Genomic DNA, 19,758 nt, shown 5'->3' with positions numbered 1-19,758 from the left:
GCCCTGCCGGAAAATCAACTTTTCTGCGGAGACATCCATGTCCGTTACGACCTCTTTCGAGGGCGAGAGCGCGCCTGCGCAATCCTCGTCCGTCAACCTGTATCGCGCCGTATGGCGCTGGCACTTCTACGCCGGCCTTTTTGTGCTGCCCTTTCTGATATCGCTGGCCGTCACCGGCGCGCTCTATCTCTTCCGGGACGAATTCGACAATCTCATTCATTCGGACCTGAAGCGCATCGAAGTGGTGCAGAACGTGCCGAAAGCACTCCCCCTCCGATATTCTCGCCGCAGCGGTTGCGGCCGTGCCCGGCACTGCGGTGAAATACACCACGCCAAGCGATCCGGGCGCCTCAACGGAAGTTACCGTCAGTACCGCCGATGGGAAACGCGCCGTCTACGTCAACACCTATACCGGGCAGGTTGCCGGTTCCCTGCCGGATCGCGGCACCGTCATGTGGACGATCCGATACCTGCACAGCCTGAAATATTTCGGCACCTATACCCGCTATCTGATCGAGATCGCCGCGGGCTGGTCCATCCTGCTCGTCGCCACCGGTATCTATCTGTGGTGGCCGCGCAAGCAAACCGGCGGTGTCATCACCGTGCGCGGCACGCCGAAAAAGCGGGTCTTCTGGCGCGATACCCATGCCGTCACCGGCATTTTCGTCGGCTTTTTCATCGTATTCCTCGCAGTCACCGGAATGCCCTGGTCGGGCGTGTGGGGCGCCAAGGTCAACGAATGGGCAAACGGCAGCAATTTCGGATATCCGGCAGGTGTGCGTACCGATGTTCCGATGTCCGGCGAACATCTCGACCACGTAGCCAAGACCAGCTGGTCGCTGGAGCAGGCGAAAGTCCCGGAATCGACCGCATCCACCAACGGGGAACCAATCGGAATAGATGCGGCCATCGCGCATTTCGACGGGCTCGGTCTTGCCGCTGGTTATGCCGTCACGCTGCCGACCAAACCGACGGGCGTTTATAGCGGCTCCGTCTATCCCGACGATCTAGCGAAACAACGCGTCGTCCATCTCGATCAATATAGCGGCAAACCGCTGATCGACATGAGCTATGCCGATTACGGTCCGCTTGGAAAGGCGCTGGAATGGGGGATCAACGTGCATATGGGCCAGCAATTCGGCCTCGCCAACCAGATCGTGTTGCTGGCAGCCTGTGTCGGCATCGTCCTGCTTGCCGTTTCCGCCGGCATCATGTGGTGGAAACGACGCCCCAGAGGTTCGCTCGGCGTGCCACCATTGCCGCAGGATAAACGCGTCTTGCGCGGCCTGCTGGCCCTGCTCGCCATCGGCGGCATCCTGTTCCCGCTGGTTGGCGCAAGCCTGCTGGTCATGCTTGTTCTGGATCTGATCGTGCAGTCCCGCCAGCGGCCAGGCGCGGCCTGACAAAAAAACGGCCGGGAGAATATCCCCCGGCCGTGTCCTTCTGAATTCCGGGCGTTTTGGCAGAAGCCTGCCCTAGAACATCGTATTGTTGTTTGCAGCCTTTTCCGGAACCGGCTGGATCACGTCCCAATGTTCGGTGATCTTGCCGTCAGTGACCCTGAAGATATCGACGATGGCGGCTCCGCGAGCACCCTCTTTATCTGTGGAATGGATGTGCAGATAAACCAGATCGCCATCCGTGGCGCTGCGCACGATCCGGGATTTCGCCTGCGGGTTTTCCTTGAAGAAGCCGGTGAAGTAGTCGACGAACGGCTTCTTGCCGTCAGGCACCATCGGATTGTGCTGCTTGTAGCTGTCGACGATGACGGCAGCGCCCTTTTCCACCTCGTGCTTGTTGAAGACGGTGTCGTAAAACTCGATCACCAGCTTGCGATTGGCTTCTTCCTGAGCCAGATCGCGTTTTGCGGTTTCCGCCAGAACCGGCGCGGCCACCAGAGCAGGCGCAAGCGCGAGAACGGCGATGGCAAGACGACGTGTTACGAAATTCATAGGTGATACCTCTCAATAACCGACGGTGAAACGCTGGCGGGAATGCTGCGGCTTCTCGATTTCATCGACAAGCGCGATTGCGTAGTCCTCAAAGGAAATGCGGCTGCCTTCAGCATTGCTGAGAAGCTCATCCTTGCCGAGACGGAATTTGCCGGTTCTTTCCCCCGGCACAAATTCGGCCGATGGCGACAGGAATGTCCAGTCGAGCTGTTTTTCCCCTCTCAGGCGGTCCAGAAATTCCGCGCCCTTGGTCGCTTCGGCCTTGTAGGCGGTCGGGAAATCCGGCAGGTCGACAACGCGCTGGCCCGGTGCGATTTCAAGGCTGCCCGCACCACCCACCACGAGATAACGGGGAACGCCGGAGGCACGCACGGCCTCGATCAGCGTGACGGGATCGCTGGCAGTGAAGTGCACCGCACTGATCACGGCATCGTGACCTTTAAGCAGCTCCGAAAGCCCTGCCTGATCGAAAACATCGCCCTGTTTTGCCACCACGTTCGGCAGGTTGGCGATCTTTTCAGGGCTGCGGGCGATCGCCGTCACCTTGTGGCCCCGGTCAGAAAGCTCCTTCAGAATACGGGATCCGGCATTGCCGGAGGCTCCGATGAGCGCGATTTTAGCCATGGCTTCTTCCTTTGTCGGCATCGTTATCGGTCTAGATAATAGACCGCTAATGAAAGCTATGATATCGCAACCCCGGCCGCAAGAAGTCAGCCGCCGCTGATCAGGTCACACGGCGATGACCTGAAGGGGTAAGAAATTGGAAAAGGCGAGGCAAATGCCAGATATGCAAACCAAAGAAATCTTCGTCTTCGACCAGCCCTGCCCCATCCGCGATGTGCTGGATCGCATCGGCGATCAATGGAGCCTGCTGGTTCTGGAAGCGCTTCAGGGCGGCATGCTGCGTTTCAACGAATTGAACCGCAAGATCGACGATATTTCCAAGCAGATGTTGTCGCGCACGCTGAAACGTCTTGAGGAAGACGGTTTCATCCGCCGCACGCTTTATGCGCAGGTGCCGCCGCGCGTGGAATACGAACTGACCAATCTTGGCCGCTCGTTCCTGGTGCCGATGCAATTGCTGGTGCAATGGGCCGATGAGAACCATGTCCGCATCTGCAAGGCGCGGCTGGATTACTCCGGAAACGATCAGCGTAGCTGACCGTCAAGCCGGCACGGATCCGCAAGGACGCGGCATCTAATCCAGCCGGTAAACCTTGCAGACCAACCCCTCCGGCTGCCGATAGGTTCTGAAGCCTATGGCCTCATAATAGTTCTGCCCTAGTTCGTTGTCAGCGCCGATGCTGGCATCGATATTTTTCAGGCCGCGATCCACAGCCGCTTTTCGCGTGGCGGCGAAGAGGGCGGAGCCGACACCCCTTCGCGCCGCGTGGGGGCTGACATGGGTGCCGATAATGCCCCAGCCTTCCGCCACGCCGTAAGGATTGTCCGCCTGCGCATAACGCAGCGACTGGAACCCCAGAATGCGACCGTCCTCGTCCTCGGCGACCGAACACTCGATGCGGTCCGCGTGCTGGATATAATTCTCCAGCACCGTGGCAACGTCTGTCGGCGCTTTTCGAAGGCCGGCGGCGAATATCTCGTTCTGAACCGCCGCCATTCCCGCCGCATCGCCAACTTTTGCAGGCCGTATTTTCATCGATACATCACCTTCTGTTGCGATTAGTCGGCTACACGCGGTCTCATTCTTTGGGGGTTCAGGACCGGAAGATGAAGGACGCGCCGAAAGCGATGAGCGCAAAACCGATCACATGGTTGATCGTGATGCTTTCCTTCAGCCAGAAGACCGAGAAAAGTGCAAAGACCGCGAGCGTGATGACTTCCTGAATGGTCTTGAGCTGCGCCGTCGAATAAACCTCCGACCCCATGCGGTTTGCGGGAACGGCGAGAACATATTCGAAGAAGGCAATACCCCAGCTTGCGACAATCGCAAGGAAGAGAGCGCTACCCTTGTGCTTGAGATGCCCATACCAGGCGAAAGTCATGAAAACATTGGAAAGGACGAGCATCAGGACAGGCCAGATGTGGGCAGGGCTGATCGAGAACGGCATGATTGTTCCTGGAAGATGAAGGGAGGGATGTCACAAAAGGCAGTCTGAAAACGCAACCGTCATTTTTGTATTTGCTTTAACTTACCGTCGTATGAAACGGAACAGGTTTCTATCAAACTGTATTCGGCCGCTATGCAACGTATCCGGCCAAATTTTGTTCCCCGCGCTTCGTTGCCTTTTTGTACTCATTTTTTCGTAGCCTCCCCTTCCCTTTGCGCGTGACTCCCTCCATATTTCGCGCATGGCAAGATCACCGAAAAATCCCGCGCCCTCGAATTCCGGCTTCGAGGAAGCCCCGCAATCGTCGTTCGAAGGCGCGCCGCTCAGCGGCAGCGTCGCCGACTGGGTGAAGCAGCTCGAGGCGGAAGCGGAAGCGGGCTCGGTGGAAACCCAGCGCGAGGTCGCCTCGAAAGCAGGCAAGCACCGCAAGAAGATCGAGATCGAGGCCCGCAAGGAAGCGGAAAAGGCAGCCACGAAGACGGCCAAGAACACCACCGCGTCCAAAACTTCGCGCGGCGTTTCCATCGGCGCATCGAGCGATCCGAAAACCCGTGCCGCTGCGGGTCTCAACCCCGTTGCAGGCATGGACGTCTCTCTGGAGGAGGCCGCCAACCTCGCACCGGGTGCCGTCACCGCCACGGTCGAGGCGCTATCGGCGCTGATCGAAAGCGGCAATCCGCTGTTCAAGGACGGCAAGATGTGGACGCCGCACCGGCCCGCCCGTCCGCCGAAATCCGAAGGCGGCGTTACCATCCGCATGGACTCGGAGTACCAGCCCGCCGGCGACCAGCCGACGGCTATCGCCGATCTCGTGGAAGGCATCAATTCCGGCGAGCGCAGCCAGGTCCTGCTCGGCGTCACCGGCTCCGGCAAGACCTTCACCATGGCCAAGGTGATCGAGGCGACGCAGCGCCCGGCCGTCATCCTTGCTCCCAACAAGACGCTGGCTGCGCAGCTCTATTCCGAGTTCAAGAACTTCTTCCCCGACAATGCGGTAGAGTATTTCGTCTCCTACTACGATTATTACCAGCCGGAAGCCTATGTGCCGCGCTCCGACACTTTCATCGAGAAAGAATCCTCGATCAACGAACAGATCGACCGGATGCGCCACTCCGCCACCCGCTCGCTTTTGGAACGCGACGACTGCATCATCGTCGCCTCGGTTTCCTGCATCTACGGTATCGGCTCGGTGGAAACCTACACCGCCATGACCTTCCAGATGCAGGTGGGCGACCGGCTGGACCAGCGCCAGCTTCTGGCCGACCTCGTGGCCCAGCAATACAAGCGCCGCGACATGGATTTCCAGCGCGGCTCGTTCCGCGTGCGCGGCGATACCATCGAAATCTTCCCCGCCCACCTTGAGGATGCCGCCTGGCGTATCTCGATGTTCGGCGACGAGATCGATTCCATCACCGAATTCGACCCGCTGACCGGCCAGAAAACCGGCGAGCTGCAATCCGTCAAGATCTACGCCAATTCGCACTATGTCACCCCGCGCCCGACGCTGAACGGCGCGATCAAGTCGATCAAGGAAGAGCTGAAGGTCCGCCTCGCCGAACTGGAGAAGGCAGGACGTCTGCTGGAAGCCCAGCGGCTGGAGCAGCGCACCCGCTACGATATCGAGATGCTGGAAGCGACCGGCTCCTGCGCCGGTATCGAAAACTATTCGCGTTATCTCACCGGTCGCAATCCCGGCGAGCCGCCGCCGACGCTGTTCGAATATATCCCTGATAATGCGCTGCTTTTTATTGACGAAAGCCACGTATCGGTTAGCCAGATCGGTGGCATGTATCGCGGCGACTTCAGGCGCAAGGCGACGCTGGCCGAATATGGCTTCCGCCTTCCCTCCTGCATGGATAACCGCCCGTTGCGCTTTGAGGAATGGGATGCGATGCGGCCGCTGACGGTCGCGGTTTCGGCCACCCCTGGCTCGTGGGAAATGGAACAGGCCGGCGGCGTCTTCGCCGAACAGGTCATCCGCCCGACAGGACTCATCGATCCGCCGGTCGAGGTGCGCTCCGCGCGCAGCCAGGTGGACGATGTTCTCGGCGAAATTCGCGAGACCGCCGCTAAGGGTTACCGCACGCTCTGCACCGTGCTGACCAAGCGCATGGCTGAAGACCTGACCGAATATTTGCACGAACAGGGCGTTCGCGTGCGTTACATGCACTCGGATATCGACACGCTGGAACGCATCGAGATCATCCGCGACCTGCGCCTTGGTGCCTTCGATGTGCTTGTCGGTATCAACCTTCTGCGCGAAGGCCTCGATATTCCCGAATGCGGTTTCGTCGCGATCCTCGATGCCGACAAGGAAGGCTTCCTGCGTTCGGAAACTTCGCTGATCCAGACCATCGGCCGCGCCGCCCGTAACGTCGACGGCAAGGTAATCCTCTATGCCGACAATATCACCGGCTCGATGAAGCGGGCGATGGAGGAAACCTCCCGCCGCCGCGAAAAGCAGGTGGCCTATAACGCCGAGCACGGTATCACGCCGGAATCGGTCAAGGCGAAGATCTCCGATATTCTTGATTCAGTTTATGAGCGCGATCACGTAAGGGCAGATATATCAGGCGCTTCCGGCAAGGGCTTCGCCGACGGCGGCCATCTCGTCGGCAACAATCTGCAGTCCCATCTCAACGCGCTGGAAAAATCCATGCGCGATGCCGCAGCCGATCTGGACTTCGAGAAGGCCGCCCGCCTGCGCGACGAAATCAAACGCCTCAAGGCCGCCGAACTCGCCACCATGGACGACCCGATGGCGAAGGAAGAGGCTCGCACCATCGAAGGCGGCGGAAAAAACAACAGGCGCAGCCACTTGTCGATCTCCCCTTCTGAGGGTGAGATGTCTGGCAGGACAGAGGGCGGTGCCGCTACCGGTGAAAAATCCCTCTTCGCGAAACCCTCGCTCGACGAAATGGGGCCCAGCGCCGACGCGGGCAAGCCGCTGTTCCGCAGGAACACGCTGGACGAGATGACCGTGGGTCGCACCGAAAAGCCCGTGCGTGGTGAAATTCCCGGCAAGCCCGAGGAACCCGGCAAACGTTTCCCGTCGCTGCCGGAAGGCCAGACCGAGCGAGGCAAGGACGATCCGAGACCCCTCGTGCGCGGCAAGGTCGGCGCGGGTTCCTATGAGGATCCGGCAGATGAGAAGCGCAAAAGCCGGACGAAGGGAAAGACGGGTCGGCCGGGGCGCTAACGCGCCCCAGGCGTTATTCAGCGCCATGCATGGCTATCTCGAAATATGGCCGGAGCACTCGCGCGCCCCGGCAACGGCGATCAGCTTTCGCACTGTCTGATCCGCGCCGCGACCTGGCCCGCACCAAACACTTTCGTCAGATCCGCATCCACGGTCATGGCAATGTAGTCTTCATTTTCCGCAGGCTTGATGTAAGTCGAGAAATAGACCGGGCCGGTCGGGAGAACGCCTGTGACACAGGCGCGCAATATCTCGATCTCCGTACTCCCCCTGATGCGCGGCCCCTCGATGCGGGAAAGGCGCACCTTCTCCTGCAATGTTGCAAGCCTTGAAACCTCCTCAGGCTTTATTCTCCACACGCTTGTGGCGGTTCCCGCCCGCTTTTCCGCGTGGAACTGCGCGCGGGCGGCGGCGTCCTTATCCTCGATCAACGCAAACGTCTCGACAATCTCGCCCTTTACGCCGTCAGTAACGCTGCGAATAATCATCACCGCATCACCGGAACCCAATGACAGATGGGCAGGAAGCTGCAGCCCTACACGCACATGCTCGAAATTCATCGTCAGAAAGTCGAGCCGCATCAGCTTGGGAATACTCGAGATGGGCGTGGTCATGCAGCCGGTAAGGAGAAAAAGTAAAATAAGCGAGCGTGTGAAACGCGATAATATCAATGTCACCATGTTTTAAATCCGAAATTATCAAATGTGCGCAATGGCCTTGGCGGGAACAATCCTTTCCGGACCTGACACCGTCATACCGGTCCGCAGATGTGAGGGAGTGACATTGCAGCAGCGTTACGTCTTCCGGAACTCACGGTTCCCTTGAACGTTGACCGCCCTTATGGAATGGCAAGCAGCATGGAGACACGGCATGCATCTCAGAAATCTGGCGCTCTCATACCTTTTCCTCTCCTGTACCCCGAGCTTTGCCGGCCAGATCGAGGATGCCACATTCCACAGTGCCGCCCTGAACGCGCCACTTCCCGTCAACATCTACCGCCCGGATGGCTCGCCGCCGGAAAACGGCTGGCCGGTGCTATATCTCCTGCATGGCCATGATGGTGACCAGAACAGTTGGCGCGATCTCGGCAATATCGAGAAGACGCTGGACACACTCATCGAGGCAGGTGCCATCCGCCCGCTGGTCGTCGTCATGCCCGGCGTCAAGAACAGCTGGTACGTGGATTCCGCCGCCGTTGGCGGTCCCGGCGATTATGAAACGGCCTTGACCGGCGACCTGCGCCACCATGTCGAAAAAACGCTACCGGTGCGGAAGGATCGCGAAGGCCGGGCCATTGCCGGCCTCTCCATGGGCGGTTTCGGTGCATTGCATCTCGCCTATGGCCACGAGGACCTCTATGGCGCGGTGGCCAGCCTGTCCGGCGCAATCTGGCAGAACGTGCCGACCTCCGATCTCGACAAGACACCCGCCGAACTCAAGCTCATTCAAGACAGCGCCTTCTTCCATCGCGTCGACCGCAACACCGTGACCAGCGGCATCGTTCTGCCCTCGACCGGCGATCACTTCTCCGGCGCCTTCGGCACGCCCTTCGATGCGAGACTTTTCAATGAAAAGAACGTCTTCACCCTCGTCGCGCAGCACGTTGCCGAAAGCGAGGATTTGCCCGCGACCTATCTGACGGTCGGCGATGACGACGGTTTCTTCCTCTGGCGCGGCGCCATCGCCCTGCACGAAACGCTTCAGGCCGACCATCGCAAATCCGAATTGCGGGTGACCGACGGTGATCATGTCTGGTCGGTGTGGAAAGTTTCGATTATCGACGCGTTGAAGTTCATCGACAGCGAATGGGATAAGACAACGGATGTCGCGAAGGATTGACGCATCGGCGCCAATCTCCCCCGGATCGCCCGGCCTAAGTCTTCGTCCGCTTTTTCCCGGTCTTGCCCGCCACATTCAACGCCACCGCAGCCCGGATCAGCGCCACCAGCGCATCCTCGTCCACCATATCGCCCTCGTGAAAGTCGATCGCCCGTCGCGTATTGCCCTCAAGGCTCGAATTGAACAGGCCCGCCGGGTCGTCCAGCGATGCGCCCTTGGCAAACGTCATCTTCACCGCGTTCTTGTAGGTTTCGCCGGTGCAGAGGATGCCGGCATGCTCCCAGACGGGAACGCCGCGCCATTTCACCTCTTCCGTCACCTCGGGATCGGCTCTTTTGATCTGCGCCCGGATGCGCGCGAGCGTGTCTCCCCGCCAGTCGCCAAGTTCCGCGATCATGCGGTCGATGACGACCGAAGGTGCGGTCTCCTCCGCATCTTTGTCCATCATGTTTTTTGCCATAACATCCTCCCGATTTTACCACGCCCGCGCTCCCGGCGTCAGCATAGACCAAATTTTCATGTCATCCCACGCGGAACCAAATCCGCCCCTCGCCGTTTCTTCCCCGAACGCAATGTTCAGCATACAAAGGGAAGAAACTTCATGAAAATCAATGTCATCGCACTCGCTGCGGCAGCAGCGCTCTCTTCTTCTATGGCATTTGCCCAGACGGCAACCACCGCCCCTGCTGTCGGCGCAGATGCCACTTTGTCGGGTCCGGGCATCACCATGGGCACCAAGGCCACTGGCCCGCTAAAGTTCGTGAACGTCCAGAAAACCGATCTCACCGCCTCCCAGCTCGACGGTCTGGATATCTATAACGCCCAGAACGAAAACATCGGCGAGATCGAGGATGTCGTCATCGGCGATGGCAAATCGGTGATCGGCCTTGTCGCCAGCGTCGGCGGCTTCCTCGGCATCGACAAGAGCTATGTGGTGCTCGATCCGGCCTCCGTCGCTGTCCACAACGACAACGGCACCTGGAAGGCCTATGTCGACACCACCAAGGAAGCGCTGCAAAACGCACCAAAGCTCGATTACAACAAGCTGAACGACTGATCTCCCCTCCAGTCCAAAGCTTGGCCCCCCGCGCACCGTCGCGGGGGTTTTCATGCGTGGAATGCCCCGGCAACGTGCCCTCACGGCCCTTGCCTAGCGGCCCACCTCTCGCCTATCTTCGGCGCGCAACACCAAGGATCGATGCGTGCCCGCCAACACTTCCTCTTCCCTCGCCGCCAGCGCCGCCATGATACTGCTGAGCGCCCTTCCGCTTTCAGCACAGACGGCCGGCTGGAAACCCGCCGAGCAGATAAAAACCTATGCCATCACAGGTGATACCGGCGGAGCGCTCTACCAGTCCATCGGCGAGCGAGGCCCGACCGCAGGTGTACAGGCAATCGCCCACACCACCTTCAAGCTGACATGGCGGCGGGATTATCGCCCGCAGCCGGATGGCGCCTGCGTGCTGGCCACCGCCAAGCCCAACCTCACCATCATCTATACCTGGCCGAAAGCGCCCGCCAAATTGCCGCCCGCTGTCGCCGCCAGTTGGAAGAGCTTCATTTCCGGCGTGGAAACCCATGAGCGCGTGCATGGCGAACACATCCTCGACATGGTGAGGAAGATCGAGGCCTTCAGCACGGGTCTGAGGGCGGAAAACGATCCGAAATGCCAGCAGGTGCGTGTGGTTCTGCAGCAGCGGCTGGGTGAGCTTTCCAACGAGCAGCGCCAGCGCGGACGCGATTTCGACCGAGACGAGCTTTCCCCCGGCGGCCGGGTGCATCAGCTCATTCTGGCTCTTGCCAACGGCCCCTGAGCACCCGCAGAGAAGGCGGCTACTCCGCCGCCTCGCCTTTCAGCAACGGCGCGGAGAGCGTTATGCTCTCCAGCTCATAGGAATAACCTTCCAGCATTGTATAGGCCTGCTCAATCGCCTCGATCTGGGATTCCGCATTGCGGATGGCTTCGGCGATGGACTGGCTGCGGGCGCGCAGCATGGAACTCAGCACGTCGGTCTCCGGCTTCCTGCCCAGCCGGTCCATATGTTTGCGGACACGCGTACGGTGCCGTTCCAGCTCGAGAATATGGAACCGGCTTTTCAGAATATCGTCAGTCAGCTTGCGGCGCATGGCAGCCACGGGATCGAAACTGCCGGGCTCGCGCTCGTCCAGAATGAATTCGTTGACCAGCGTTTCCAGCATCAGCAACCCTTTGAGATCCTTGGCGTCGGCCAGCTGCGGATCGTAACCGGTATCGTCGAACACCTTGCGGCGCACCGGATCCTTCAAAAGCTCGTAAGCCGTTTGCAGGCGCGCGAATTGGTCGGTATCGCCGCCGCTGTCGGGGTGGGCGGCCTTGGCGACCTTGCGGTAAGCCAATTTGATCGCCGCCTCGTCGGCATCGCGCTCCACGCCAAGCAAAACATAGGGATCGATCACAAAAACACCTTCAAACGCAAACTGTTACCCGCATGCCATCCGCCATTCCCGTGCGGCACGCGCGCGGATCATAGGCCAAATCCACCCGCACGGCACCCCGCACGGGCGCTTAAACCGGCAAAGCCCACACAAAAACCTCGGCGACATGCCACACCGTGACCGGCGGAAAAGCCCTTGATACCGAAATTTGTCGGACCCAAGGCGACTATAATGACGGGCGGGACAAAATTGTGGAAAGCGCCGGTAAAACATGCCGCGCCATGCGCGCAATCTTCTCCAAAAACCGCCGCTAAATACCTTAGCAAAGGCGTAACCGGCACGTTTTCAGGAGGTTATGGTGGAACCGCGCCAACGGGTGTAAGCTTGGCTTTTGGATCTGAAGGGAGGGACGATCCGATGCCGCAAACCATTACCCAGACCGTCACGGACTATGTGCATGCCATGGCCTATGCGGATGAGGGCCTGATGCGTGACGTTTTCGATCCGCGCGCCAACATCGTCGGCACTTACGAAGGCGAAACCGAATGGCTTTCGCTGGAGGATTTCGTCAGTCAGATGCGCAAAAGCGAACGCGGCCTTCCCGACCATGATCCCACCTTCGAAATCCTCGGCATCGACAAGGAAGGCGACAGCGCCTCGGTGAAGCTGACAACCCGTTTCGACGGCATGGATTTTTACGAATATCTGTCCCTGCTGGAACACGAAGGCAACTGGGCGATCGTGCACAAGCTTTATCACATCAAGCCATAGGCATTGACGGAGCCAAGAATAGAATATGGATGGGGAATGGCCAAGCCATTGAAAATACTGGTGCCCCCGACAAGGTTCGAACTCGTGACCCCCTGATTACAAATCCCATCGCACTTTCAATGATTTCAAATGTGTGAGAAACCACGATCTGTAAAATACAGCCCGAAAACACCCAATGTTTCCAGTTTTATCAACATCAAATTGTAAAAATGAAATCCACAGAAAACGGCCTCTGTGGATAAGTTGTGAGTGGTTCCGTGCTCATTGGCAGACTTGAGGGATGATTAGGGACCTTTCATTGTCGGTCTTCAAGCAATCACCAAGAACTAAATGGAGAAATTTTTGGCATACGCGATATTTTTTCGTTCAGGGCATCATTGCTTTTGTTTTCATCGAGCCAAGACCTAACGGCAGCGCAGATGTCTCGACATAGATAGTCCACTTGAACTTGTAGCGCCGAGTGATCTTCTCCGTTTGGCCCTTTATGTCTTTTATAATTTCGGTGAACGACCAATCCATTTTCGCTAGGGGCTGTGATGTGAAACGAGTTAAGCGTTTGATTGATATTGTGCTCAGATAGATCGTGCTCGGCACCATGAGTGAAGGCGCATCTTAGCGCATACAGGTCTTCGGCAGACATGAAAACGCGATCGTCAGTCTCTACTTCCTGTTTGAGAAACCGCCTGAAATCTTCGGGTAAAGAAGTATCTTCCCTCATCCTGTTAAGCTGCTCAATTCGTGAAGCAGATTTCTTCTGGGTGTAAAGTGGTTGGACCCACCGGCGCGCCCAGATCACGTATCGGTTAACTTTGCCCTGCTTTTGGATGTCCTCCAGTTTCGCGCAGACATCAGGAAGGTTTACTGCTACGATAAGCGCCGCCTCCCAGTTACTTGACTGTAAGCTTCGTTCTATTGCGTCTAACAGGTGTATCATCTGAAGATATATTGACTGGGGTTGGTGACGCGACGCTTCCTGCATTGATCGTGTCACTTAGTTAAGCCACGGTATCACACAAGATGCTCCATTGGGAAAGCCCCACGTCCCGAACGGCGATTGCTTCCTGAAAATCCACCTTTTCCGGCGCAGACATGGGCATATATTCCATTTCCATTCCGGGAAAAACAAGCGAAACGGGCCGCAATCGGTCCGCGTGCGACTTATGTTCTAATTCATGATGCGACCTAAGGATACGAACCGTCGACCCGTGGCAGAGGATGAGTCGCGACAACTGACGAGCGCGGCGAAAGTATTTTCCTCACAGCCCGCTGCAAATGCCGAACCCACCATTCATCCGCTCTAGTGAGGAAATATGAAAACATCGCGAGCGCCGGTATGAACGCGGCTGTAGTGACCATCAGCGCCAGCACCACTCCCCAATCAGGAGCGACATTTGCGAATATGAAGCTTGCAAGCGAACCCACGAGGAGCATGTGGACCGCGTACATCGCGAAGGAGTAACGCCCTAGCGCGGTCAGCCAACGCGCATTCATCAGGTTTCTGAGGACAGGATTCCCAACAACGCCAATGATGAAGCAAACCCCGGCCAGAGTGGAGACAACCCATGCCTTTTGTTCATCATTCCCCCACGGAATGAAAGCGTTTGGCCATCGGGATTCCTCGTGATGGTTGTAGCTGTAGAAAATGAACCCTACACCGATACACAGGAGCGAGGCGGGAAGCTTTAGTGAAAACTGCGGGCGGCTGTAAAAGAAGGCCGAAAGACCCGTGCCGACGACGAAGGGAGCCAAGCGCCACGCCGTTGCTTGCAACGCAACATATGCAAAAGCGGAAATTATCACGACCACCCTCAAGGGCGCTCGGAAAAGCAGCATGGCGAGACCAAATGTAACGAAGCTGCCATATAACTCATGGTGCATTGTCCAAAGCGACGAATTGTATTCGCTGCGGTTCTCCAGCAGCGTCCCGAAGAGGCCTTGCCAAAGAGCGGTGTAGAACGTGATTTGAAAATGCTCACTTTCCTGCGGTTGCCCGTACAGCCCCAACCAAGTCGATCCTCCGACTTGCGAAGCCTCCGTCGCATACATCAATCCCCAGGACGAAAGAAGATAAGACCCCATTACCGTCACGAAGACCAAAAACAGAAGGCGTGGAAAGCGGCTCAAAACGCCTACGGAAATCACGCCATTGTCACCGCCAGACCGAAAAAACGACATGGGCAACACTAGGCCAGAAAGAACAAAAAACACGACGACCGCCGCAGTTCCATTCGCCAACGTGGAATAGATTTTTGCCGCGATAGACGGCTCTCAAAAACCTCTTCCGTGGCCTTCTGTAGCGGTCTGTAGGCGGCTGGATCGATGTTCAAGGCCCTCATGGCCCCGTCAACATCCTGTTGCTCCAGGCGCTCGACAATCCGGTTCAGTTCGATGTTGGATTTCAGGTTGTCGATGCTATCGAAGAAGGCCTTCTGAACCGTCGGCTCAAGATCATCCAGCAGCTTTCGGATTTGCTGTTTGGCTGTTGGTTTGCGTGCCATCAATCACCCGATTATCCAGCCACCAGCGGCCCAGCCAAGCCTTGCGGCGCATGCAATAAGGAAGCCGATGATCACGCCGCGCACGAGGATGCGGGCTGCGATCGACGGCGGCACGTTGTCGTTCAATGGTTATTCCTTGAGGGCGGCCTTGATGGCGTCTTGATACGATTCCTCGCCAGAGCCGAATGAAAAATTAGCCGCCTCTTTCATCTGAGGCGTGGGATCACTCATAGCTGCCAAGGCTGCTCGCGCAATAATCCGATAGCTTTCCAGATCATCTAACTCAGCGTCAAGGAAGCGATCCTTGCCGGGGTTCTCACGCTCAAATCTGGCGCCAGCTTCCGGCTCGATGTAGAAATTGACCGGCATATCGAACTTGTCAGTTTCGGCCTTGATGGCCTTTGCCACCCTGTCGATCATAGTCTCCGCCACTGGTCACTCCTTTAGTGCCGCATCGATCATCGCGGAATAGTCAGAGGTAGGGTTCCCCGCGGCATATCCGTTCTTATCCATATTGCTGAACGCCGCTCTTTCCATTGCTTCGGTTGGCTCTCGCATGGCGGCTACTGCGGCTCGGGCCAGATCAATGTAGTGTCCTTTGATCGGGCAGTTTTCCCATGACGACTGTATGCCTCGCGAGGATGCCTCTTCTTTGGTTTTCACAAACAGCGCGCGGGCAACCCGTTCAATGATCGTCTCTGTCATCGTCATGCCCTCTACCGCCTGCCTTGGACCTCGTAATAAACCACAATACCAGCCGGTGACAGCGGCTTGAGGCGTTCAATGGCATATGCTTTGCCGTCAGCAATTACCCTGTCACTCTTTTCGAGCGTGATCGACAGGCCTTGAGTGCTCACGTAAATCTTCTTGTCGGTGGACAGAACCAAGGTTCCGTCGATATCCCGGTCCTCATACTCCAGCGTGACCAGCGTGCACGGATAGTCCGTCTCGGTGATCTCTGGATCGTAATCTGGGCCGGACGTCACCGCGCGGCGGATGGCGCCGGTAGTGCCGAACTTGGCGATCAGACGTTCAGCCGTGGCCCTTGCGCGGGCGTAGTCGAAGGTTGCCATTTGATGGCCTTTATCTTGGAGGGTGGAGCGGCTACCGGGGCTTTACGGGACTCAGCTTACGCCTACTCCGGAGATTGGAACCCTGCCGTTAGTCGGCCTCTGATTTCTCATACGCCGCTCCACAAATGAAACTTACCAATTCAGCACCCCACAGACCAGATGCCGATGTACTGCAGGTCTTCATCCTTGAGGAATGGCGCCAGCATGCCGTCGACCAGCGAAATCAGAGGGGTCAGGAATGCTGCCGTGCCGTCTTCCTTGGCGTGCGCATACTGCACCTCCAGCGAGCCGACTTTTTCACGCACAACGGCGCCTGATGCCGAACCGACCACACTGAGGCCGCCGGGGTTATTCGCCTCCTGCCACGCCGCCTCATAGGAGGCATTGATGACGGCGACCGGCACAACATTGGAAGGCAACAGCTTGCCATTCACGATAGCGCCTTCACGTGGCCACTGGCGTTCCTGCGTGGCGTCAACGACAGAACCGAGAAACCGAGAACCATACACCGCATCGATGTACTGGCTGCCACGATTGCGGAGAACAGCAGGCGCTGGCGCTTCAGCGGGGAGAACATACCCGTTATCGGATAGCCATGTGGTAAACCCGCCATCATCACCATAGCCTGCCATGTCTCGTTACTCCGCTTTCAGGCTCGCGACGTGCGCGGCCTTGTCTTCGTCGGACAGGGCATTGAAGATTTCCGCGTCATCCTTGCGGAGCGACTTCACTTCCTTGCCGTCTGCGTCATAGATGGCCCACCAGCCGCCGCCCTTGTCCTTGGCCTGGAATGGCGCCTTGGCTTCAGCGGGGTTGACGATGGCAGTCTTGGCGCCACCCTTGTCCTTGGCGTCAGTGCTGTCGATCACATCGTACCGGCCAGCCCAGCCGATCGGCTCTTCCTTGACCGTCAGTTCCGTGCCGATCTCGATTTCCTTCGCGTCGGCTCCATAAATGCCAGACGACGTGGCGCCGGTATAAGGTGCCTTGATCCGAATTTTCATTGGATTGTCTCCTGTTGAGAAGGATCAGCCCCGCCCGAGAGCGAGGCCAGTCATCAGGTGTTGGTGGAGTAGAACACGCCGGACTTGCCGTTGATGTCCGCACGGATTTCGATACCCATCGCCCCCATGATGAGGAACTGGTAGTTGTCCGTGGGGTTCTGGCGGGTCTTGGCGGTCGTGTTCACGGCCATGCCGACGAGCGGGCGGATGTACTCGGCGCTCGGTACGAAGCCGAAGAACTCGTTGCCCGACAGTTCGAAGCTGACTTCGATCTTGTTGATGCGACGGTTGGTCAGCAGGTACTGAAGCAGAGTGCCGCCCTTGAAGCCGGAGGAGCCGGAGTAGGACATATCCAGGCGCCGGCCGATATCGGGCGACACATAGAGGTTGACCTTGCCGGTGACCAGGTTGGCATCGAGCATTGCACCCATGGTCTGGGTGAAGAATGCGTCGATCTGGTCAGCAGTCGCCGTCGTCAGGTTGATGTTGGCGCCGGATGCACCGACGTTCAAAATCTTCGAGAACGGCGACGTGCGGATGCCGTAGGCGGTGTAGCCCTGGAAGACGATCGATGAGTCGCCGTTGAGTGCGTAGAGCGCCATGTCACGGCGGATCTTCGCGGTGTGGGCTTCCTGATCGTCAGACAGAGCGTCGAAGTTCTCCGACTGAAGGGTGTTCCATTCCCGCCATTCGCGACCATAGGCCGTGGAGAAGATCGGGACCGGGGTGCCGCGGTAGTCGTAGTTGACCTTGTCCAGAGGAACCGGCACCTGGCCGGACATGGAGCGGACAACAACGCCGGCATCGCCGGAGACGCGGTTCAGCACCACGAGCTTGCCGATGTTGACCGGCTTGGCCAGCGGCATAAGGTCGGCCATCCACACCTGGCCTTCGTCGGCGCGCATGACGCGACGGGTGATGCCGTCGAGTTCGAGCCACGCGTCGCGGGGAAGAACGGCAGAAGCGTTCTGAACCGCCGCCATCTGGTTTTCCATGTTGTGGAACCAGTCGCGGTCGGCGTTCACTTCATCCCACCACGCGGCGTGCGGCCGGGAGTTGGCGATGAGCTGGGAAGAGAAATAGCGCATCTGGGTTCTCCTTATGCCTGGACCGTACCGGGCTGAGCCTTACGGGCTCGCACCAGCTGGTCTGCGCCAGACGTGTTGTTGTAGGCCTCTTCGGCCACCATCTTGACGTTCTGACCAGTTGTCGCGAGGACAAACTTGCCAGAGGCATTGGTGGTCAGGTTGGCCCCACGGGTGATGTTGGTGCCGGTCGGAACACGGACGTTGAAGAACTGCTCATCGAGCGGCTCCATACCGATGACGCGGTCGTTCGCCAGCCATGCCGTGTCCACGTCCTTCAGCGCCAGGTAGTTGTCCTGGGCGATGTAGATTTTGCCAGCAGCGTTAGCGCCGGCCTGGGCGAAGCTGGAACCGGATTCCACGAGCGCCGTGCCGGGAAGAACCGCGGTGGCGCAGACGCGTTCCTGCACCTGAGGGGTTGCCTCAGTGAAGGGGCCTGCAAAGATTTTGTTGAAGCGAGCCATGATTATTCGCCCTCCGGTGCCTTATGGGCGGCCTTGTCAGCGCCGTTGCCCTTGAATGCGGAATTGAGACCGGTTGCCTTGCCGACCTCAGCCTTGGGCGCCAGTTCCTTGAGCGCGTTCAGCGTCAGTTCTTTGGCGACGGGTTCGGTGAGCAGGCTCGCCTTCACGACCTTCTCGACCAGTTCAGCCTTTTCGGCACCTTCCTTGGCTTTCTGGTTGGCTACCAGATCGGCCTGTGCGTCGAGTACGGGCTTGAGTGCCGCAGTCACCGCATTGCCGATGGTCTCGCCGATCTTGGCCATGCCCTCCGAGAGGGTCTTGACCTCATCGGAAAGCGCCTTGAACTGCTCATCAGAGACAGACATTTCGTCTTCCTTTCGATTGGTTGAGGATTCCCGCTCGGAAAAGCCAAGGGCTTCCAATATCGCGGCTTTCATTCGATCTAGAACGCCGGCCTTTTGCCGACGGTCCAGAGCACGGGCGAGATGTTCCACTGCCCAATCCAGGTCACGATCCGCGTCTTCTACTGCGGAGTTTATGACCTCGATTTCTTCTTGCTCGCCTTTGGAGTTGACCATCATGCCAACGCCGTCAGCAGGCGTAGCCGCGCCATCCTCATCAAGAAGGATTGCGTCATGGTCGAACTCGATCTCGCGAGCGATATTCTTGTACGGCACATCGCCGTTTGCAGCCTCAAGGAGAGCAAAGAGGCCCGTCGAGGTGTGGACAGGCTCGCCCTTCTCGATCGCGTTCAGGACGCGCTTGCCGCCTTCTGAGCGGCTTGCCATTTCAACGTCGATCACCTTGTCGAGGAATACCCGGCCATTCTCACGGCGCAGGTTTTCGTTCCATGCCCCGATCCAGCCGAGGTTGATGCCTTCCGGGTCTTTGGCAGAGACGAACTTGCCGTTTATGGTCGGGTGGCCAAGGGGAGCAGGCGTCCGCTCCAGACCGGCGAAGCTCTTTTCGATCTCGTCGGCCGGGTACATGATACCGTTCATCACGATGTTGTCCGGCAGCGTGGCGCTGGGCACGATCACCACATCGCGGCCGTTGCGCTTTTCTTTACGGATGGCCGTCGTATTGGCGACAGATCGAATGTTGATGCGAACTGTTTTACCCATCACAGCAACCCCACCATGTTGGAGGCCGTTGTGCCGGTAGCCAGTACCCTGCTGGGACGAACGGGAAGCATCGTGCCGTCTGGAACGTTCTGCAGCGTGACGTTGCCAGACGCCATTGCCAGTGCGACGTTGCCGCCGGTCCCTACCCATATCGCGCGGGGGATATCTGCAAGGTCGGCGCCGTCGCTGGGCGCGATCGAAAACGCGTCGGTGGCGCTGTCAAGCGAACCACGCGACGGAAACTGGTTCCGCGGAGCCATGA

26 protein-coding genes and 1 pseudogene are annotated in these 19,758 nt (G+C 58.3%); 7 read left to right on the top strand and 20 right to left on the bottom strand.

All coding sequences use genetic code 11. The features are described from left to right. Positions 1-37 precede the first annotated feature (37 nt). Positions 38-1,403: pseudogene (locus tag RBH10_RS13025) on the top strand (PepSY-associated TM helix domain-containing protein). Positions 1,404-1,475: 72 nt separating this feature from the next. Here RBH10_RS13025 and RBH10_RS13020 read toward each other — a convergent pair. After that, positions 1,476-1,952 carry a nuclear transport factor 2 family protein gene (locus RBH10_RS13020; RefSeq protein WP_281036906.1) on the bottom strand — a complete coding sequence of 159 codons (477 nt, stop codon included), beginning with the start codon at positions 1,950-1,952 and terminating at the stop codon, positions 1,476-1,478. A 12-nt stretch (positions 1,953-1,964) separates the two neighbouring features. Next, positions 1,965-2,576, bottom strand: coding sequence for an NAD(P)-dependent oxidoreductase (locus RBH10_RS13015; RefSeq protein WP_281036907.1), 612 nt, complete (start codon positions 2,574-2,576; stop codon positions 1,965-1,967). A 154-nt stretch (positions 2,577-2,730) separates the two neighbouring features. On the opposite strand from RBH10_RS13015, the gene RBH10_RS13010 reads away from it, so the two are divergent. After that, positions 2,731-3,114 carry a helix-turn-helix domain-containing protein gene (locus tag RBH10_RS13010; RefSeq protein ID WP_045017030.1) on the top strand — a complete coding sequence of 128 codons (384 nt, stop codon included), beginning with the start codon at positions 2,731-2,733 and terminating at the stop codon, positions 3,112-3,114. Between the two features lie 36 nt (positions 3,115-3,150). Here the strand turns inward: RBH10_RS13010 and RBH10_RS13005 are convergent, their stop codons facing one another. Both RBH10_RS13005 and RBH10_RS13000 read right to left on the bottom strand, forming a co-directional pair. Then, positions 3,151-3,612, bottom strand: a complete 462-nt coding sequence (locus RBH10_RS13005; RefSeq protein WP_281036908.1) for a GNAT family N-acetyltransferase — start codon at positions 3,610-3,612, stop codon at positions 3,151-3,153. 58 nt (positions 3,613-3,670) lie between these two features. Next, on the bottom strand, positions 3,671-4,024 hold the full coding sequence (locus RBH10_RS13000; protein WP_045017026.1) for a DMT family protein: 354 nt from the start codon (positions 4,022-4,024) through the stop codon (positions 3,671-3,673). A gap of 241 nt (positions 4,025-4,265) precedes the next feature. Between RBH10_RS13000 and uvrB the strand changes: the two genes are divergently transcribed. After that, on the top strand, positions 4,266-7,223 hold the full coding sequence (gene uvrB / locus RBH10_RS12995) for an excinuclease ABC subunit UvrB (protein WP_281036909.1): 2,958 nt from the start codon (positions 4,266-4,268) through the stop codon (positions 7,221-7,223). An 80-nt stretch (positions 7,224-7,303) separates the two neighbouring features. Here uvrB and RBH10_RS12990 read toward each other — a convergent pair whose 3' ends face one another. Further along, the gene (locus tag RBH10_RS12990) at positions 7,304-7,837 is read right to left on the bottom strand and encodes a hypothetical protein (protein WP_281036910.1); all 534 of its coding nucleotides are present in this window, start codon (positions 7,835-7,837) and stop codon (positions 7,304-7,306) included. A 256-nt stretch (positions 7,838-8,093) separates the two neighbouring features. Between RBH10_RS12990 and RBH10_RS12985 the strand changes: the two genes are divergently transcribed. Next, positions 8,094-9,062, top strand: coding sequence for an alpha/beta hydrolase family protein (locus RBH10_RS12985; protein WP_281036911.1), 969 nt, complete (start codon positions 8,094-8,096; stop codon positions 9,060-9,062). A gap of 34 nt (positions 9,063-9,096) precedes the next feature. Here RBH10_RS12985 and RBH10_RS12980 read toward each other — a convergent pair whose 3' ends face one another. Then, positions 9,097-9,522, bottom strand: coding sequence for a DUF1801 domain-containing protein (locus RBH10_RS12980; RefSeq protein WP_281036912.1), 426 nt, complete (start codon positions 9,520-9,522; stop codon positions 9,097-9,099). Positions 9,523-9,663: 141 nt separating this feature from the next. On the opposite strand from RBH10_RS12980, the gene RBH10_RS12975 reads away from it, so the two are divergent. Both RBH10_RS12975 and RBH10_RS12970 read left to right on the top strand, forming a co-directional pair. Beyond that, positions 9,664-10,119 (top strand): PRC-barrel domain-containing protein, encoded by a 456-nt coding sequence (locus RBH10_RS12975; protein WP_045017013.1) that lies wholly within the window; start codon positions 9,664-9,666, stop codon positions 10,117-10,119. 187 nt (positions 10,120-10,306) lie between these two features. After that, entirely contained in the window at positions 10,307-10,876 is a 570-nt protein-coding gene (locus RBH10_RS12970; RefSeq protein ID WP_372339803.1) for a DUF922 domain-containing Zn-dependent protease, read from the top strand. Between the two features lie 19 nt (positions 10,877-10,895). Here RBH10_RS12970 and RBH10_RS12965 read toward each other — a convergent pair whose 3' ends face one another. Further along, positions 10,896-11,498 (bottom strand): J domain-containing protein, encoded by a 603-nt coding sequence (locus tag RBH10_RS12965; RefSeq protein WP_281036914.1) that lies wholly within the window; start codon positions 11,496-11,498, stop codon positions 10,896-10,898. Between the two features lie 396 nt (positions 11,499-11,894). Here RBH10_RS12965 and RBH10_RS12960 point away from each other — a divergent pair, with 396 nt between their 5' ends. Next, positions 11,895-12,248: a nuclear transport factor 2 family protein gene (locus RBH10_RS12960; RefSeq protein WP_045017006.1), complete on the top strand. Its 354-nt coding sequence runs from the start codon at positions 11,895-11,897 to the stop codon at positions 12,246-12,248. A 316-nt stretch (positions 12,249-12,564) separates the two neighbouring features. On the opposite strand, the gene RBH10_RS12955 is transcribed toward RBH10_RS12960, so the two are convergent. The 13 genes from RBH10_RS12955 to RBH10_RS12895 all read right to left on the bottom strand — a co-directional run bounded on the left by RBH10_RS12955 (position 12,565) and on the right by RBH10_RS12895 (position 19,756). After that, complete coding sequence (locus tag RBH10_RS12955; RefSeq protein ID WP_281036915.1) at positions 12,565-13,227, bottom strand: hypothetical protein; 663 nt, start codon at positions 13,225-13,227, stop codon at positions 12,565-12,567. Between the two features lie 203 nt (positions 13,228-13,430). Next, on the bottom strand, positions 13,431-14,456 hold the full coding sequence (locus RBH10_RS12950) for an acyltransferase family protein (RefSeq protein ID WP_281036916.1): 1,026 nt from the start codon (positions 14,454-14,456) through the stop codon (positions 13,431-13,433). Beyond that, a complete protein-coding gene (locus tag RBH10_RS12945; protein ID WP_281036917.1) occupies positions 14,432-14,746 on the bottom strand; it encodes a hypothetical protein in 315 nt (104 codons plus the stop codon). The genes RBH10_RS12950 and RBH10_RS12945 overlap by 25 nt, the downstream gene beginning before the upstream one ends. Before the next feature lie 3 nt (positions 14,747-14,749). Beyond that, a complete protein-coding gene (locus RBH10_RS12940) occupies positions 14,750-14,872 on the bottom strand; it encodes a hypothetical protein (protein WP_272871359.1) in 123 nt (40 codons plus the stop codon). 3 nt (positions 14,873-14,875) lie between these two features. Beyond that, a complete protein-coding gene (locus tag RBH10_RS12935) occupies positions 14,876-15,178 on the bottom strand; it encodes a hypothetical protein (protein WP_281036918.1) in 303 nt (100 codons plus the stop codon). 3 nt (positions 15,179-15,181) lie between these two features. After that, positions 15,182-15,457 carry a hypothetical protein gene (locus tag RBH10_RS12930; RefSeq protein WP_112416389.1) on the bottom strand — a complete coding sequence of 92 codons (276 nt, stop codon included), beginning with the start codon at positions 15,455-15,457 and terminating at the stop codon, positions 15,182-15,184. A 5-nt stretch (positions 15,458-15,462) separates the two neighbouring features. Beyond that, positions 15,463-15,819: a hypothetical protein gene (locus tag RBH10_RS12925; protein ID WP_281036919.1), complete on the bottom strand. Its 357-nt coding sequence runs from the start codon at positions 15,817-15,819 to the stop codon at positions 15,463-15,465. Between the two features lie 140 nt (positions 15,820-15,959). After that, entirely contained in the window at positions 15,960-16,451 is a 492-nt protein-coding gene (locus RBH10_RS12920; RefSeq protein ID WP_281036920.1) for a DnaT-like ssDNA-binding protein, read from the bottom strand. Positions 16,452-16,457: 6 nt separating this feature from the next. Further along, on the bottom strand, positions 16,458-16,823 hold the full coding sequence (locus RBH10_RS12915; protein ID WP_281036921.1) for a hypothetical protein: 366 nt from the start codon (positions 16,821-16,823) through the stop codon (positions 16,458-16,460). 53 nt (positions 16,824-16,876) lie between these two features. Beyond that, complete coding sequence (locus RBH10_RS12910; RefSeq protein ID WP_112521877.1) at positions 16,877-17,911, bottom strand: major capsid protein; 1,035 nt, start codon at positions 17,909-17,911, stop codon at positions 16,877-16,879. Between the two features lie 11 nt (positions 17,912-17,922). Beyond that, positions 17,923-18,372 carry a hypothetical protein gene (locus tag RBH10_RS12905; RefSeq protein ID WP_281036923.1) on the bottom strand — a complete coding sequence of 150 codons (450 nt, stop codon included), beginning with the start codon at positions 18,370-18,372 and terminating at the stop codon, positions 17,923-17,925. A 2-nt stretch (positions 18,373-18,374) separates the two neighbouring features. After that, positions 18,375-19,496 (bottom strand): hypothetical protein, encoded by a 1,122-nt coding sequence (locus tag RBH10_RS12900; RefSeq protein ID WP_281036924.1) that lies wholly within the window; start codon positions 19,494-19,496, stop codon positions 18,375-18,377. Next, positions 19,496-19,756 carry a hypothetical protein gene (locus RBH10_RS12895; RefSeq protein WP_111784365.1) on the bottom strand — a complete coding sequence of 87 codons (261 nt, stop codon included), beginning with the start codon at positions 19,754-19,756 and terminating at the stop codon, positions 19,496-19,498. The genes RBH10_RS12900 and RBH10_RS12895 overlap by 1 nt, the downstream gene beginning before the upstream one ends. Positions 19,757-19,758 lie beyond the last annotated feature (2 nt).

Source organism: Rhizobium sp. AN73 (assembly GCF_030757975.1).
Taxonomy (GTDB): Bacteria; Pseudomonadota; Alphaproteobacteria; order Rhizobiales; family Rhizobiaceae; genus Agrobacterium; species Agrobacterium arsenijevicii.
The sequence above is the reverse complement of the archived record's forward strand: the minus strand, read 5'-3'. Positions and strand labels throughout refer to the sequence as shown.